Origin of the sequence: Pseudomonas sp. REP124 (assembly GCF_020164475.1) — a bacterium.
Classification (GTDB): domain Bacteria; phylum Pseudomonadota; class Gammaproteobacteria; order Pseudomonadales; family Pseudomonadaceae; genus Aquipseudomonas.
On record NZ_JAIQWX010000047.1, the window covers coordinates 1 to 13,621 of the forward strand.

Consider the following 13,621-nt stretch of genomic DNA (forward strand, 5'->3'; position numbering starts at 1 on the left):
TAGGGAACGCGAACTGCGACGCCTCATGGCTCGCACGCTGCGGCCAGCGCTGGGTGATGGCCTTGCGGCGCGTGTAAAAACGCACACCGTCCGGGCCATAAGCATGCAGGTCACCGAACAGCGAACGCTTCCAGCCGCCGAAGCTGTGGTAAGCCACCGGCACCGGCAACGGCACGTTCACGCCAACCATGCCCACTTCGATCTCATCGCAGAACAAGCGCGCCGCTTCACCGTCACGGGTGAAGATGCAGGTGCCGTTGCCGTACTCGTGATCGTTGATCAGCTGCATGGCTTCTTCCAGGCTGTTGACCCGAACGACGCACAGTACCGGCCCGAAGATCTCTTCTTTATAGATACGCATCTCAGGAGTCACGTTGTCGAACAGGCAGCCACCCAGGAAGAAGCCGTTTTCATGACCGGCTACGCTCAGGCCACGACCGTCCACCACCAGGGTCGCACCTGCCGCTACGCCGTCTTCGACATAACCGCTGACTTTGTCGCGAGCCTGACCGGTCACCAATGGCCCCATGTCCAGACCGCACGAAGTGCCGGCACCGATTTTCAGCGCCTTGATCTGCGGCGTCAGTTTGGCCACCAGTGCATCGGCAACCTGATCGCCCACGCAGACCGCCACCGAGATCGCCATGCAGCGCTCGCCGCACGAACCGTAAGCAGCACCCATCAGCGCGCTGACGGCGTTATCCAGATCCGCATCCGGCATCAGCACCGCATGGTTCTTCGCCCCGCCCAGCGCCTGGACGCGCTTGCCGCGCTTGGTGCCTTCGGAATAGATGTATTCAGCAATCGGCGTCGAGCCAACAAAGCTCAGCGCCTTCACTTCCGGCGCTTCGATCAGCGCATCCACCGCAGCCTTGTCACCGTGAACCACGCTCAGCACGCCCTTCGGCAGGCCGGCTTCCAGCAACAGTTGGGCGATCAGCAGCGTCGAGCTCGGATCACGCTCGGATGGCTTGAGGATGAAACAGTTGCCGCAAACGATCGCCAACGGGTACATCCACAGCGGCACCATGGCCGGGAAGTTGAACGGGGTGATACCCGCCACAACGCCCAGCGGCTGGAAGTCGGACCAGGCATCGATGTTCGGGCCGACGTTGCGGCTGTATTCGCCCTTGAGGATTTCCGGTGCGGCACACGCGAACTCGACGTTCTCGATGCCACGCTTCAATTCACCGGCAGCGTCTTCCAGGGTCTTGCCGTGCTCTTCGCTGATCAGTTGGGCGATACGCGCCTCGTTCTGCTCCAGCAGTTGCTTGAAGCGGAACATCACCTGGGCGCGCTTGGCCGCCGGGGTGTTGCGCCAGGCCGGGAAAGCAGCCTTGGCCGCGTCGATGGCCTGTTGAATGGTTTCGCGGCTGGCCAGTGGCAGCTTGTGGATCGCCTGACCGGTGGACGGATTGAACACGTCGGTGCTGCGGCCGGTTTCGGTGATCAGTTCACCATTGATCAAATGCGGAATAACGCTCATGGAAGCTCCTGAAAATGTGTCAACGGGCGCCCCTATAAAGGGTGCCTTCTATATAGATGCGTAGCCAAGCCAAATCAGTCGAGTTTGCTCAGCACTTCACCGACCGCGTCGAACAGGCGATCCAGGTCCTGCGGCTTGCTGTTGAAAGTTGGGCCGAACTGCAGGGTGTCGCCGCCGAAGCGCACGTAGAAGCCTGCTTTCCACAGCGCCATGCCCGCCTCGAACGGACGCACGATGGCGTCGCCGTCACGCGGTGCGATCTGGATCGCGCCGGCCAGACCGAAGTTACGGATGTCGATGATGTTCTTCGTGCCTTTCAGGCCGTGCAGTGCATTTTCGAAATGCGGTGCGACTTCGGCCACGCTCTGCACCAGGCTTTCCTTTTGCAGCAGGTCGAGTGCAGCCAGGCCCGCAGCGCACGCCACCGGGTGAGCGGAATAGGTGTAGCCGTGCGGGAACTCGACCGCGTACTCAGGCGTCGGCTGGTTCATGAAGGTCTGGTAGATCTCGGAGCTGGCAATCACCGCGCCCATCGGGATCGCGCCGTTGGTGACTTGCTTGGCGATGCACATCAGGTCCGGGGTCACGCCGAAAGTGGTGGCGCCGAACATGGTGCCAGTACGGCCGAAACCGGTGATCACTTCGTCGAACACCAGCAGGATGTTGTGCTGGTCGCAAATTTCGCGCAGACGCTTGAGGTAACCCTGTGGCGGAACCAGCACGCCAGCGGAACCCGCCAGTGGCTCGACGAACACGGCAGCGATGTTCGAAGCATCGTGCAGTTCGATCAGTTTCAGCAGCTCATCGGCCAGCGCGATACCGCCCTGCTCCGGCATGCCACGGGAGTAAGCATTGCTCGCCAGCAGCGTGTGCGGCAGGTGATCGACGTCCATCATCGCCTGACCGAAGAGTTTGCGGTTGCCGTTGACGCCGCCCAGGCTGGTGCCGGCGATGTTCACGCCGTGATAACCACGTGCACGACCGATCATCTTGGTCTTGGTCGACTGGCCCTTCAGACGCCAGTAAGCGCGCACCATCTTCACCGCAGTGTCGGCACATTCAGAGCCCGAGTCGGTGAAGAACACGTGGTTCAGGTTGCCCGGCGTCAGATCGGTAATTTTTTCCGCCAGCTGGAACGACAGCGGGTGGCCGTACTGGAAGCCAGGCGAGTAGTCGAGGGTGCCCAGTTGTTTGGCGACCGCTTCCTGAATTTCCTTGCGAGTGTGACCGGCGCCACAGGTCCACAGGCCCGACAGCGAGTCATAGACCTTGCGACCCTTGTCGTCGATCAGCCAGCTGCCTTCGGCGCCAACGATCAGACGCGGATCGCGCTGGAAGTTACGGTTGGCGGTGTAAGGCATCCAGTGAGCATCGAGCTTCAGTTGGCTGGCCAGAGAAGTCGGTGCGTTTTCAGGCAAATTCATGGGTGGAACCTCGCAAGGCAATGAGCGGCGCAGGGAATGAAAAGCGTTGTTGCAGCTAAATTGCCACGGGGATAAAGTCGGTGAAATCCAACTTTTCTAACCTTCAGTCAGACGCTGACTAAACTATCGAGCAAGCCCATGAGCAGCCGTCGTCCCGACCCGCTGGCGCAAGTCAGCGACTTTGATATCCGCCTGTTGCGGATCTTTCGCAGTGTGGTCGAGTCCGGGGGATTCTCTGCCGCTGAAAGCGTACTCGGCATCGGTCGCTCGGCCATCAGCCAGCAAATGAGCGACCTGGAGCAGCGCCTCGGTCTGCGCCTGTGCCAGCGTGGCCGCGCCGGTTTTTCCCTTACCGAAGAAGGCCGCGAGGTGTATCAATCGGCGCTGCAACTGTTGAGCGCGCTGGAAAGTTTTCGCACCGAGGTCAACGGCCTGCACCAGCATTTGCGCGGCGAGCTGACCATTGGCCTGACCGATAACCTGGTCACCCTGCCCCACATGCGCATCACCCATGCTCTGGCGCAATTGAAGGAGCGCGGTCCGGACGTGCAGATCCAGATCCGCATGATCCCGCCCAATGAAGTGGAGCAAGGCGTACTCGACGGCCGCTTGCACGTCGGCGTGGTGCCGCAGGCCAGCGCGTTGTCGGGGCTGGAATATCAGCCGCTCTACAGTGAACGTTCGCTGCTCTATTGCGCGGTGGGCCACCCGCTGTTTTATGTCGACGACAAGCAACTGGACGACGGACGCCTCAATCAACAGGACGCCATCGCACCGACCTTCCGTTTGCCGGCGGAGATCCAGGCCCATTACCAGGCGCTCAACTGCACCGCCAGCGCCTCGGACCGCGAAGGCATGGCCTTCCTGATTCTGACCGGGCGCTACATCGGTTATCTGCCGGATCATTACGCCAGTCTCTGGGTCCAGCAAGGTCGCCTGCGCGCGCTCAAACCCAAGGCGCGCTTCTATGACCTGAGCCTCGCCTCGGTCACCCGCAAGGGCCGCCGTCCGCATCTGGTGCTGGAGAGTTTCCTTGAGAGCCTTGCGGCGACCCGTTAACGTGTCCGACGCCCCGCCAACCCTTCAAGACCTTAAATAAACGCCCATGCCATTCACCCTCAGCGACTTTTGCGAATACCGCGAAGAAATCCGCAAAAGCCGTTTCATCACCTTCGCCGCGCCCATCGGCAGCCCTGCCGAGGCGCAAGCCTTCATCGAGCGGCACAGCGACCTCGACGCCACGCACAACTGCTGGGCGTGGAAGCTTGGCGATCAATACCGCAGCACCGACGACGGCGAACCCGGCGGCACCGCTGGCCGGCCGATATTGGCGGCGATCGAGGCGCAGGATTGTGATCAGGTCGTGGTGCTGGTGATTCGCTGGTATGGCGGCATTCAGCTAGGCACCGGCGGACTCGCCCGAGCCTACGGCGGCGGTGCCAACAAATGCCTGCAGGCAGCACCGAAGATCGAGCTGATCAGTCGCGTGCCGCTGCGTTGTGCCTGCGCGTTCGGCGAGTTGGCGCTGGTGAAGCTGCGGGTGGCGGAACTCGGCGGGCTGGTGGTGCAGGAAGATTTCACAGCTAATGGCGTCGAGTTGCAGTTGGCGGTGGGAGAAGCGCATATCGAAACGTTGCAACGGCAACTGGCGGATTTAAGTCGCGGGCGGATCTTGTTGCAGCGTTGAAACCCTCATGGAGCTGCCGAACGGTGCGTTTTTTATAACGTTTGCTTTTATCCCCAGCCACGCACATTTGCCCACATCTGCTGTGCACCCGGCTGTGGATAACCTGAGCACATACCGCTGTAACCCTTCTGTCATGCGGCTTTGCGGGATTTGTTCACTTTTCGTCCAATTTGCCATCACAAAATACAAATTCAATTAAAAACAGTCACTTAGACCGGTTTATCACCTTTGGAAGATAGCCGCCCCCCGCTTATGCCCGACATTCGAGCTTGCGCACAAATACTGTGGAGCAATCTGTGGATAACCCGTTCATTCCCGTCGCCGCCCCATGCCGGACATGGCTTGCACATGACTGATCATTTTTTGAGCAGTTCTCTGTCATGCATGCCGCACCGGACACAATGAACTCGACGCCTCGCATCAGGCGTTGCAGCATAGGTATCCGTGACTCTTACTCATCAAGGAAGCCACTCATGTCCAAGGCAAAAACCGCGCTGATCATCGGCGCCTCCCGAGGGCTGGGCCTCGGCCTGGTGAACACCCTGCTGGCCGATGGCTGGCAAGTCACCGCCACCGTGCGCAACCCGCAAAACGCCGAGGCCCTGAAGGCGCTGGGCAATGTGCGGATCGAGAAGCTCGACATGGACGACCGGCAGGCGGTGATCGCCTTGAGCCAGCAGCTCAAGGGCGAAGTGTTCGACCTGCTGTTCGTCAATGCCGGCGTCAAGGGACCGGACGTGCAGACGCCAGGCGGTGCGACGCAGGCCGAAGTCGGCCAGCTGTTCTTCACCAATGCCGTGGCGCCGATCAACCTGGCGCAGATCTTTGTCGGACAGATCCGTCCGGACACCGGCGTGCTGGCGTTCATGAGTTCGGTCCTGGGCAGCGTGACCATGCCCGACGCACCGGAACTGGCGCTGTACAAGGCCAGCAAAGCCGCGCTGAACTCGATGACTAACAGCTTCGTCACGCAACTGGGCGAGCAGAAACTGACCGTGCTGTCGTTGCATCCGGGTTGGGTGAAAACCGACATGGGTGGTGACGGCGCGGATATCGATGTGCAGACCAGCACCCGTGGTCTGGTTGATCAGGTGAATGCGTACGTCGGCAAGGGCGGGCATCATTTTGTGAATTACCGGGGTGAGACCATTCCATGGTGATCCCTGACCTGTAGGAGCCGAGCTTGCTCGCGATGGACGACCGGGCACCGCGGGGTGTCAGGCTGCCAACGTCATCGTTGACGACCATCGCGAGCAAGCTCGGCTCCTACAGGGTAGATGTACGTCGGGTCGGGCTTGCCCGCAGCAAGCTTTTGATCGACACTGCCCACCTCGCCTCCCCGGCGACCCTGGATCAGCAGACAGGGCAACACTGAGCTGGCAACCCTGAACCCAACTTTCAGAGGAGCCGGCCAACATGCCTGCGACCCGTACCTGGTTAAAAAATCCCCTCGCCATTTTCACGGCCAACGGTCTCGATGCCCGTGGCGGTCTGGTGCTGCAAGACGGTGTGATCGTCGAAGTGCTCGGCGCTGGCCAGCAGCCTTCCACACCCTGTGGACAAGTCTTCGATGCCCGCGAGCACGTGATCCTGCCGGGCCTGATCAACACCCATCACCACTTCTATCAAACCCTGACCCGTGCCTGGGCGCCGGTGGTCAACCAGCCGTTGTTTCCGTGGCTGAAAACCCTGTACCCGGTCTGGGCTCGCCTGACCCCGGAAAAACTCGCCCTGGCCACCAAGGTCGCCCTGGCCGAATTGCTGCTGTCGGGTTGCACCACCGCCGCCGACCATCACTACCTGTTCCCCGACGGGCTGGAAAATGCCATCGACGTGCAAGTCGGGAGCGTTCGCGAACTGGGCATGCGCGCCATGCTGACCCGTGGATCGATGAGCCTCGGTGAAAAAGATGGCGGCCTGCCACCGCAGCAGACCGTGCAGGAAGGCCAGGTGATTCTTGACGACAGCCAGCGACTGATCGCCGAGTACCACGAGCGCGGTGATGGCGCGCAGATCCAGATCGCCCTGGCGCCTTGCTCGCCCTTCTCGGTGACCCAGGAAATCATGTCCGCCAGCGCCGAACTGGCGAACAAGCTCGACGTACGCCTGCACACGCACCTGGCGGAAACCCTCGACGAAGAGGATTTCTGCCTGCAGCGCTTCGGTCTGCGTACCGTCGATTATCTGGACAGCGTCGGCTGGCTCGGCCCACGTACCTGGCTGGCCCACGGCATCCACTTCAACCCGGATGAAATCGCCCGCCTGGGTGCCGCCGGCACCGGCATCTGCCATTGCCCGAGCTCGAACATGCGCCTGGCGTCCGGTATCTGCCCGAGCATCGAGCTGACCGAAGCCGGAGCGCCGCTGGGTCTGGGCGTGGACGGCTCGGCCTCCAACGATGCGTCGAACATGATTCTCGAAGCGCGACAGGCGCTGTACATCCAGCGCCTGCGCTATGGCGCCGAGAAGATCACGCCGGAACGCGTGCTGGGTTGGGCGACCAAGGGTTCGGCGCAATTGCTTGGGCGTAGCGACATTGGTGAACTGGCGGTGGGCAAACAGGCTGACCTGGCGCTGTTCAAGCTCGATGAACTGCGGTTCTCCGGTAGCCATGATCCGGTGTCGGCGTTGCTGCTGTGCGGCGCGGATCGTGCGGATCGGGTAATGGTGGGTGGCAAGTGGCGAGTGATTGATGGGCAGGTCGAGGGGCTGGATCTGAAGGGCTTGATTGCCGATCACAGCCAGGCGGCGCGGCAACTGATCGCTGGTTCCTGATAAAACACCACCCCTGTAGGAGCCGAGCTTGCTCGCGATAGCGGTATGTCAGACACATTGATTTTGGCTGACACCCCGCTATCGCGAGCAAGCTCGGCTCCTACAGGGGTTGGTTTGTGCCGGGTTCAGAGGCCCAGCAGCGACAACATGATGAAGGTCGCGAACAGCACAAAATGCGTCATCCCCTCGATGGCATTGGTTTCACCGTCATTCAAATTGATCGCGCTGACAATCAGCGTGATGAAGATCATCACCGTCTGCACCGGGGTCATGGCCATCTGGAATGGCTGGCCGGTGTAGAGCGCCATCGCCTCCATCACCGGTACCGTCAGGATCACCGTCGACAACGACGCCCCCAACGCGATATTGACCACCGACTGCATGCGGTTGGCCAGTGCCGCGCGCAACGCGGTCAGGATCTCCGGCGCTGCCGAAATCGCCGCCACCAGAATCGCCGTGACCACCGGCGGTGCCCCCGTCCCTTCCAGCCCAAGATCGAGGGTCTTGGACATCACCTCCGCCAACGCGCCGATCACCACCACGCCGAACACCAGAATGCCGATGGACAGCGCCAGGCTGACGGGCTTCGGTTCCTGCTCGACGGGCTCCTTGCGACGGCGTTTATCCGGATAGCTGTAGCTGAAAAAGTAACTGTGCGGCCCGACCTGCATGCGCAGGAACAGCGCATAAAGCACCACCATCGCGCCGATGGTGAACGCCGAATACAACTTCCAACGCTCCTCGGGAATGAACTCCGGGACCACCATCGACACGCCCATGGCGGTGAGGATCATCACGCTGTAACTGCGCGCCGAGTCATCGTTGTAGGACTGTTCGCCATGTTTGAGGCCGCCCATCAACGCCGCAAGCCCGAGGATCCCGTTGATGTCTAGCATCACCGCCGAGTAAATAGTGTCTCGCACCAGAGTCGGCGACGCTTCGTTGCTCATCATGATCGCCAGGATCACCACTTCCACCAGCACTGCTGCCAGGGTGAGGATCATGGTGCCGTAGGGGTCACCGACTTTTTCCGCGAGCAGTTCGGCCTGATGGGCCACGCGCATGGAGGCCGCGATGATGAAGGCGATCAGCACCAGCCCGGCGCTCAGCGCCACCCCCTGCCCGCTGTGCAGCAACCAATGCTCGAGCGGGAACGCAACCACGGCGGCGAGCACCGCCAACAGCAGAAAGCTTTCCTGTTTAAGGATCGTGAGCATGGCGGGCCTTTTGCAGTGATAGAGCTGTTAAGCGACTGACTGCGACGCGGTGCTAATGTTTCGTTAGACCTTAGCGTATCGATTGCTCAAGCCAGGGCTATGAACCTTTCGGTCAGGTTTTACCGAATGTTTGTGCAAGCACCTGTAGAATGCCCGCCCATCTGCACCTGATGAGAAAAGAATATGTACGACTGGCTGAACGCCCTGCCCAAGGCAGAACTGCACCTGCACCTTGAAGGTTCGCTGGAGCCCGAGCTGCTGTTCGCCCTGGCCGAGCGCAACAAGATCGTCCTGCCGTGGAGCGATGTCGAAACCCTGCGCAAGGCTTACGCCTTCAACAACCTGCAAGAGTTCCTCGACCTGTACTACCAGGGCGCCGGCGTGCTGCAAACGTCCCAGGATTTCTACGACCTGACCTGGGCCTACCTGCTGCGCTGCAAGGAACAGAACGTGATTCACACCGAACCGTTCTTCGATCCGCAGACCCACACCGATCGTGGCATCCCCTTCGAAGTGGTGCTCAACGGCATCGCCGCCGCCCTGAAAGATGGCGAGCAGCAACTGGGCGTCACCAGCGGCCTGATCCTGAGCTTCCTGCGTCACCTGAGCGAAGAAGAGGCGCAGAAAACACTCGACCAGGCGTTGCCGTTCCGTGAAGCCTTTGTGGCGGTCGGCCTGGACAGCTCCGAGATGGGGCATCCGCCGAGCAAGTTCAAGCGCGTGTTCGACCGTGCCCGCGACGAAGGCTTCCTGACCGTCGCCCACGCCGGTGAAGAAGGTCCGCCCGAGTACATCTGGGAAGCCCTTGATCTGCTGAAGATCCAGCGTATCGACCATGGCGTGCGCGCCATCGAGGACGAGCGCCTGATGCAGCGGATCATCGACGAGCAGATCCCGCTGACCGTGTGCCCGCTGTCCAACACCAAGCTGTGCGTGTTCGACCACATGTCGCAGCACAACATTCTCGACATGCTCGAGCGTGGCGTGAAAGTGACGGTGAACTCCGATGATCCGGCGTACTTCGGTGGTTATGTCACGGAGAACTTCCATGCTCTGCATACGCATCTGGGGATGACTCAGGATCAGGCCAGGCGACTGGCGCAGAACAGCCTGGATGCGCGGTTGGTGAAGCCGTAAGTAAACCTGTAGGAGCCGAGCTTGCTCGCGAAAGCGGTGTGTCAGTCGACGTCATCATTGACTGACACACCGCATTCGCGAGCAAGCTCGGCTCCCACAGGGTTTTGTGTTGGACCGAATATCTACAGTGCCATTTCCAGCTCGGTTTCCTTGGCGAAACGATGGATTTCCCGCTGCCCCGCAGCCGTGAGCTGCAACGCTCGTGAATCCGCCGGCAACGTCAGCCAGCCGGACTGCATGAACAACTGCAACAACGCTGCTCCCAGCGACCCGCCCATGTGCGGGCGCCTTTCGCTCCAGTCCGGACAGGCGCACGCCGACTTGCCGTTACGGTGAGCCAGCGCCTGGATGAACACCCCACGCGCGGCCAGTTCCGTCGAGCCCTTGAGCGTGATCGTCACTCGCTGCTCGAACTGTTCGATCCAGCCCGCCTCCAGCAATCGCTGATACAGATCCGCAGCCAGAGTGCCGCCCAGATGGTCGTCGCACAGTCGCGCGCGCAACAACGACGAGCGCTTGGGTGGCGGGCTGGCCAGAGGTGTGCTGTGTCTGAAAATGTCCGGAATGTTCTGCGGGGTGCTGGCCAGCGTCGCACTGGCCAGCGCTTCGATCGCGGCGCCGACTTCGGGAGCCGACAGGCGGAAGAAACGCTTTCGCCCCCGGGTTTCGACCTTCAACAGCCCCCCGGTGGACAGGCGCCCCAGATGGGCGCTGGCCGAAGACGGCGACAGACCGGCCAGCAAGGCCAGTTCCTCGGCCTGTCGCGCCGTGCCGTCCATCAAGGCCCACATCATTGCGCTGCGCTTGGGGTCAGCCAGCAAGGTGGCTATCTGGCTGATACAAGGTGCATGTTCCATGAATTCACTCCCTGTTGAATCGTTCGTCTGTTGCTCTGTTCGTCTGCCGCAAGGAGACATCTTGACCACAATTGCACCGTCGGCCAATGCGTGGTTACCGCCATGAACCGCGCAAAGTCTTCGCTCACCCTGGCCATCTGCGGACTGGCTCAAAGCGGCCTCGTGTTGGCGGATGGACTTCGCCGTGGCAACTGAAGGTGCTTGCGTGAGAGGCGCTAGTATAGGCGGGCCAATCGCGGGTTTTTGCCCTCTGCAAATCCACGATGCTGATAGTTGCTGCGGGAAATTTCGCTTTTTTCCCGCGACTAATGACCGATTCCGGTGAACCCCGGAAAATGACTGCTCAACGAAGCGCATCGGCTGGCAAGCATTTCCCGAAGAAGGTTCACAGGCTTACTCAATTGTGCGCGATGGGCGCACAACAAATTCAGCGGAGCGCGCTCGCAAAGCAGTTCCGGCATCAGCACCTTCAATCGCCCCGCCAGCACATCGGCGCCTACATCGAGCCAGGATTTGTAGGCGATCCCGGCGCCCGCCAAGGCCCACAGTCGCACTACATCGGCATCGTCACTGAAGCGATCTCCGCTGACTGTCAGGCCGACCTCGCGTTTGCCGTCGTGAAAACTCCAATGGTCGTGGACCCGGCTGCCGAGCATGTAGAGCAGGCAATTGTGCTGGGCCAATTGCTCGAGCTGACGCGGCTCGCCATGCCGCGCCAGGTAGCTCGGCGCGGCGCAGAGCACGCGGCGGTTCTGCGGTGCGATGGGCAGCGCGACCAGGCTGGAATCTTCCGGTTCGCCATAGCGCAGGGCGATGTCTACCGGCTGGCGGAAAAGATCGGCGATGCGGTCCCCCAGCAACAGGCGCACCGTGAGCTTGGGATGCTCGCGCTGAAACTCGTCCAGCCACGGCAGCAGCAGGTTGCGGCCAAAGTCCGACGGCGCCGATAACTGCAACACGCCGCTGACCTGATCCTGGCCGCTGGCCAATAACCGCCGCCCCTCATCGAGATTACTCAGGGCCGCCCGGGCATATTCCAGGAAGCCCTCGCCCTCGGCGGTCAGGCGCAGGCTGCGGGTCGAGCGGGCGAGCAAACGGGCGCCGAGCTGCTGCTCGATGCGCTTCAACGCCGCACTGGCCACCGCCGCCGACATGTCCATGCCCCGCGCGGCCGCCGACAGGCTGCCCAGATCCGCCGCCCGAACGAACAACTGCAAATCATCGAAACGCAGCATTCCAAATCCATTATCAAAAAAATATTGAAAGAGCCTGCTCTTTTAGCGAGTTTTTTCTCGGGAAGAAATAGCTAATCATCCACTCATCGCCATCAGCCACCCGGAGACCGTCCATGTCCCAGCCCTTCACCGCCATTGCCACTCTCATCGCCAAACCCGGCCAGCAGGACGCGCTTGAGCAACATCTGAGGGCGCTGGTCGAACCCACCCGCGCCGAAGCCGGCTGCGGTCAATATGACTTGCACCAGGACCTGGCCAATCCGCTGGCCTTCTACATGATCGAACACTGGAGCAGTGACGAAGCGCTCCAGGCCCATGACGCAAGTGCCCACATTCAAAACTTCCGGGCCAAAGCCGCCGATTTCCTCGAACACTTCGAGCTCAAGCGTCTGCGCAGCGTCGCGTGATCAATTTTCCATACATTTGAGGAGCCACCGATGAAAGCCATTGCCTATTACGCGTCCCTGCCGATCAGCGACGAAAAATCCCTGCAGGACATCGAGCTGCCGGAGCCGGTCGCCGGCCCGCGCGACCTGCTGGTGGAAGTCAAAGCCATCTCGGTCAACCCGGTGGACACCAAGGTCCGCCAGAACGTGCAGCCCGAGGGCGGCGTAGCCAAGGTGCTGGGCTGGGACGTGGCCGGTGTGGTCAAGTCCGTCGGCAGTGAAGTGACCCTGTTCAAGGCCGGGGACAAGGTGTTCTATGCCGGCTCCATCGCCCGCGCAGGCGGCAACAGCGAGCTGCATGTGGTGGATGAGCGAATCGTCGGCCACATGCCTAAAACCCTCGGTTTCGCCGAAGCCGCCGCCCTGCCCCTGACCGCGATCACCGCCTGGGAACTGCTGTTCGAACGCCTGCAAATTCGCGAAGGCAAAACCGATGAAGGCCAGAGCCTGCTGATCGTCGGAGCCGCCGGCGGTGTCGGTTCGATCCTCACCCAACTGGCGAAGCAACTGACTGGTCTGAACGTCATCGGCACCGCGTCGCGTCCACAGACCCAGAGCTGGGTGAAGGAATTGGGCGCCGATCAGGTGATCGATCACAGCCAGCCGCTCAGTGAAGCGCTGAAAAAAGCCGGCATCGCTCAAGTGACGCACGTGGCCAGCCTGACCCAGACCGATCATCACCTCGATCAACTGATCGAAGCCCTGGCGCCGCAAGGCAAACTGGCGCTGATCGATGACCCCAAAACCCTGGACGTGACCAAGCTCAAGCGCAAGAGTCTGTCGCTGCACTGGGAGTTCATGTACACCCGTTCGCTGTTCGAAACTGCGGACATGATCGAACAGCACAAGCTGCTCGATCGTGTGGCCCAACTGGTCGATGAAGGTACGCTCAAGACCACGGTTGGCGAGCATTTTGGCACCATCAATGCGGCCAACTTGCGCCGTGCCCATGCGCTGCTGGAAAGCGGCAAGGCCAAGGGCAAGATCGTGTTGGAAGGGTTCTAAAAGGCCACAATCAAAGGATCGCAGAGCGCGCAGCGGACAAAATCATGTCCAGAAGTTGCCGCAAGCTGCGATCCTTTTGCCGTCAGTCCGAAGGTTGATCCTTGTCACAAACGCAGCGAAATTCGGGTCTACAATCGAATCCTCTGCGAGGCAATCTTTTACTTGAGGAGGTCAGCAATGAAGATCCTGATAAAAGAATTGGCGAAATCCCAGTGGCAGGTCCGCCTGGACCAACACGCCGTGACATTCCGCAGCGAAGCTGAAGCGCGCGCCTTCACCAGCACTCTCGAAGCGCGCCTGCACGCGCCTCATTACCTCCCTCAACGCCAGCAACGTGCTGTCGGCTGAGTCC

13 protein-coding genes are annotated in these 13,621 nt (G+C 61.0%); 8 read left to right on the forward strand and 5 right to left on the reverse strand.

Annotated features, from left to right (window positions below):
- Both K9857_RS13725 and K9857_RS13730 read right to left on the reverse strand, forming a co-directional pair.
- The coding region (locus tag K9857_RS13725; RefSeq protein WP_224536567.1) for a CoA-acylating methylmalonate-semialdehyde dehydrogenase at positions 1-1,486 on the reverse strand (1,486 nt) is incomplete at its 3' end.
- A 74-nt stretch (positions 1,487-1,560) separates the two neighbouring features.
- Positions 1,561-2,910: an aspartate aminotransferase family protein gene (locus tag K9857_RS13730; protein ID WP_224536569.1), complete on the reverse strand. Its 1,350-nt coding sequence runs from the start codon at positions 2,908-2,910 to the stop codon at positions 1,561-1,563.
- A 138-nt stretch (positions 2,911-3,048) separates the two neighbouring features.
- On the opposite strand from K9857_RS13730, the gene K9857_RS13735 reads away from it, so the two are divergent.
- The 4 genes from K9857_RS13735 to K9857_RS13750 all read left to right on the forward strand — a co-directional run bounded on the left by K9857_RS13735 (position 3,049) and on the right by K9857_RS13750 (position 7,372).
- Positions 3,049-3,969, forward strand: coding sequence for a LysR family transcriptional regulator (locus K9857_RS13735; RefSeq protein ID WP_175380313.1), 921 nt, complete (start codon positions 3,049-3,051; stop codon positions 3,967-3,969).
- Positions 3,970-4,015: 46 nt separating this feature from the next.
- Positions 4,016-4,597: an IMPACT family protein gene (locus K9857_RS13740; RefSeq protein WP_224536571.1), complete on the forward strand. Its 582-nt coding sequence runs from the start codon at positions 4,016-4,018 to the stop codon at positions 4,595-4,597.
- 473 nt (positions 4,598-5,070) lie between these two features.
- Positions 5,071-5,757 (forward strand): SDR family oxidoreductase, encoded by a 687-nt coding sequence (locus K9857_RS13745; protein ID WP_224536573.1) that lies wholly within the window; start codon positions 5,071-5,073, stop codon positions 5,755-5,757.
- A gap of 256 nt (positions 5,758-6,013) precedes the next feature.
- Positions 6,014-7,372 (forward strand): 8-oxoguanine deaminase, encoded by a 1,359-nt coding sequence (locus tag K9857_RS13750; protein WP_224536575.1) that lies wholly within the window; start codon positions 6,014-6,016, stop codon positions 7,370-7,372.
- 125 nt (positions 7,373-7,497) lie between these two features.
- On the opposite strand, the gene K9857_RS13755 is transcribed toward K9857_RS13750, so the two are convergent.
- Entirely contained in the window at positions 7,498-8,589 is a 1,092-nt protein-coding gene (locus K9857_RS13755) for a calcium:proton antiporter (protein ID WP_224536577.1), read from the reverse strand.
- A 183-nt stretch (positions 8,590-8,772) separates the two neighbouring features.
- On the opposite strand from K9857_RS13755, the gene K9857_RS13760 reads away from it, so the two are divergent.
- On the forward strand, positions 8,773-9,726 hold the full coding sequence (locus tag K9857_RS13760; protein ID WP_224536578.1) for an adenosine deaminase: 954 nt from the start codon (positions 8,773-8,775) through the stop codon (positions 9,724-9,726).
- A 122-nt stretch (positions 9,727-9,848) separates the two neighbouring features.
- Here K9857_RS13760 and K9857_RS13765 read toward each other — a convergent pair whose 3' ends face one another.
- Positions 9,849-10,583, reverse strand: a complete 735-nt coding sequence (locus K9857_RS13765) for an ArsR/SmtB family transcription factor (RefSeq protein ID WP_224536580.1) — start codon at positions 10,581-10,583, stop codon at positions 9,849-9,851.
- A gap of 305 nt (positions 10,584-10,888) precedes the next feature.
- Complete coding sequence (locus K9857_RS13770) at positions 10,889-11,818, reverse strand: LysR family transcriptional regulator (RefSeq protein ID WP_224536582.1); 930 nt, start codon at positions 11,816-11,818, stop codon at positions 10,889-10,891.
- A 113-nt stretch (positions 11,819-11,931) separates the two neighbouring features.
- Between K9857_RS13770 and K9857_RS13775 the strand changes: the two genes are divergently transcribed.
- The 3 genes from K9857_RS13775 (at position 11,932) to K9857_RS13785 (ending at position 13,617) form a co-directional block, all read left to right on the forward strand.
- Positions 11,932-12,225: a putative quinol monooxygenase gene (locus tag K9857_RS13775; protein WP_224536584.1), complete on the forward strand. Its 294-nt coding sequence runs from the start codon at positions 11,932-11,934 to the stop codon at positions 12,223-12,225.
- A 30-nt stretch (positions 12,226-12,255) separates the two neighbouring features.
- Positions 12,256-13,269 carry a zinc-binding alcohol dehydrogenase family protein gene (locus K9857_RS13780; RefSeq protein WP_224536586.1) on the forward strand — a complete coding sequence of 338 codons (1,014 nt, stop codon included), beginning with the start codon at positions 12,256-12,258 and terminating at the stop codon, positions 13,267-13,269.
- Between the two features lie 177 nt (positions 13,270-13,446).
- Positions 13,447-13,617, forward strand: coding sequence for a hypothetical protein (locus K9857_RS13785; protein ID WP_175380322.1), 171 nt, complete (start codon positions 13,447-13,449; stop codon positions 13,615-13,617).
- Positions 13,618-13,621: the final 4 nt, after the last annotated feature.

Bases quoted from the DNA above. Each gene is read 5' to 3' on its own strand.
- K9857_RS13730 (WP_224536569.1), bottom strand. From the start codon at position 2,910: ATGAATTTGCCTGAAAACGCACCGACTTCTCTGGCCAGCCAACTGAAG.
- K9857_RS13735 (WP_175380313.1), top strand. From the start codon at position 3,049: ATGAGCAGCCGTCGTCCCGACCCGCTGGCGCAAGTCAGCGACTTTGAT.
- K9857_RS13740 (WP_224536571.1), top strand. From the start codon at position 4,016: ATGCCATTCACCCTCAGCGACTTTTGCGAATACCGCGAAGAAATCCGC.
- K9857_RS13745 (WP_224536573.1), top strand. From the start codon at position 5,071: ATGTCCAAGGCAAAAACCGCGCTGATCATCGGCGCCTCCCGAGGGCTG.
- K9857_RS13750 (WP_224536575.1), top strand. From the start codon at position 6,014: ATGCCTGCGACCCGTACCTGGTTAAAAAATCCCCTCGCCATTTTCACG.
- K9857_RS13755 (WP_224536577.1), bottom strand. From the start codon at position 8,589: ATGCTCACGATCCTTAAACAGGAAAGCTTTCTGCTGTTGGCGGTGCTC.
- K9857_RS13760 (WP_224536578.1), top strand. From the start codon at position 8,773: ATGTACGACTGGCTGAACGCCCTGCCCAAGGCAGAACTGCACCTGCAC.
- K9857_RS13765 (WP_224536580.1), bottom strand. From the start codon at position 10,583: ATGGAACATGCACCTTGTATCAGCCAGATAGCCACCTTGCTGGCTGAC.
- K9857_RS13770 (WP_224536582.1), bottom strand. From the start codon at position 11,818: ATGCTGCGTTTCGATGATTTGCAGTTGTTCGTTCGGGCGGCGGATCTG.
- K9857_RS13775 (WP_224536584.1), top strand. From the start codon at position 11,932: ATGTCCCAGCCCTTCACCGCCATTGCCACTCTCATCGCCAAACCCGGC.
- K9857_RS13780 (WP_224536586.1), top strand. From the start codon at position 12,256: ATGAAAGCCATTGCCTATTACGCGTCCCTGCCGATCAGCGACGAAAAA.
- K9857_RS13785 (WP_175380322.1), top strand. From the start codon at position 13,447: ATGAAGATCCTGATAAAAGAATTGGCGAAATCCCAGTGGCAGGTCCGC.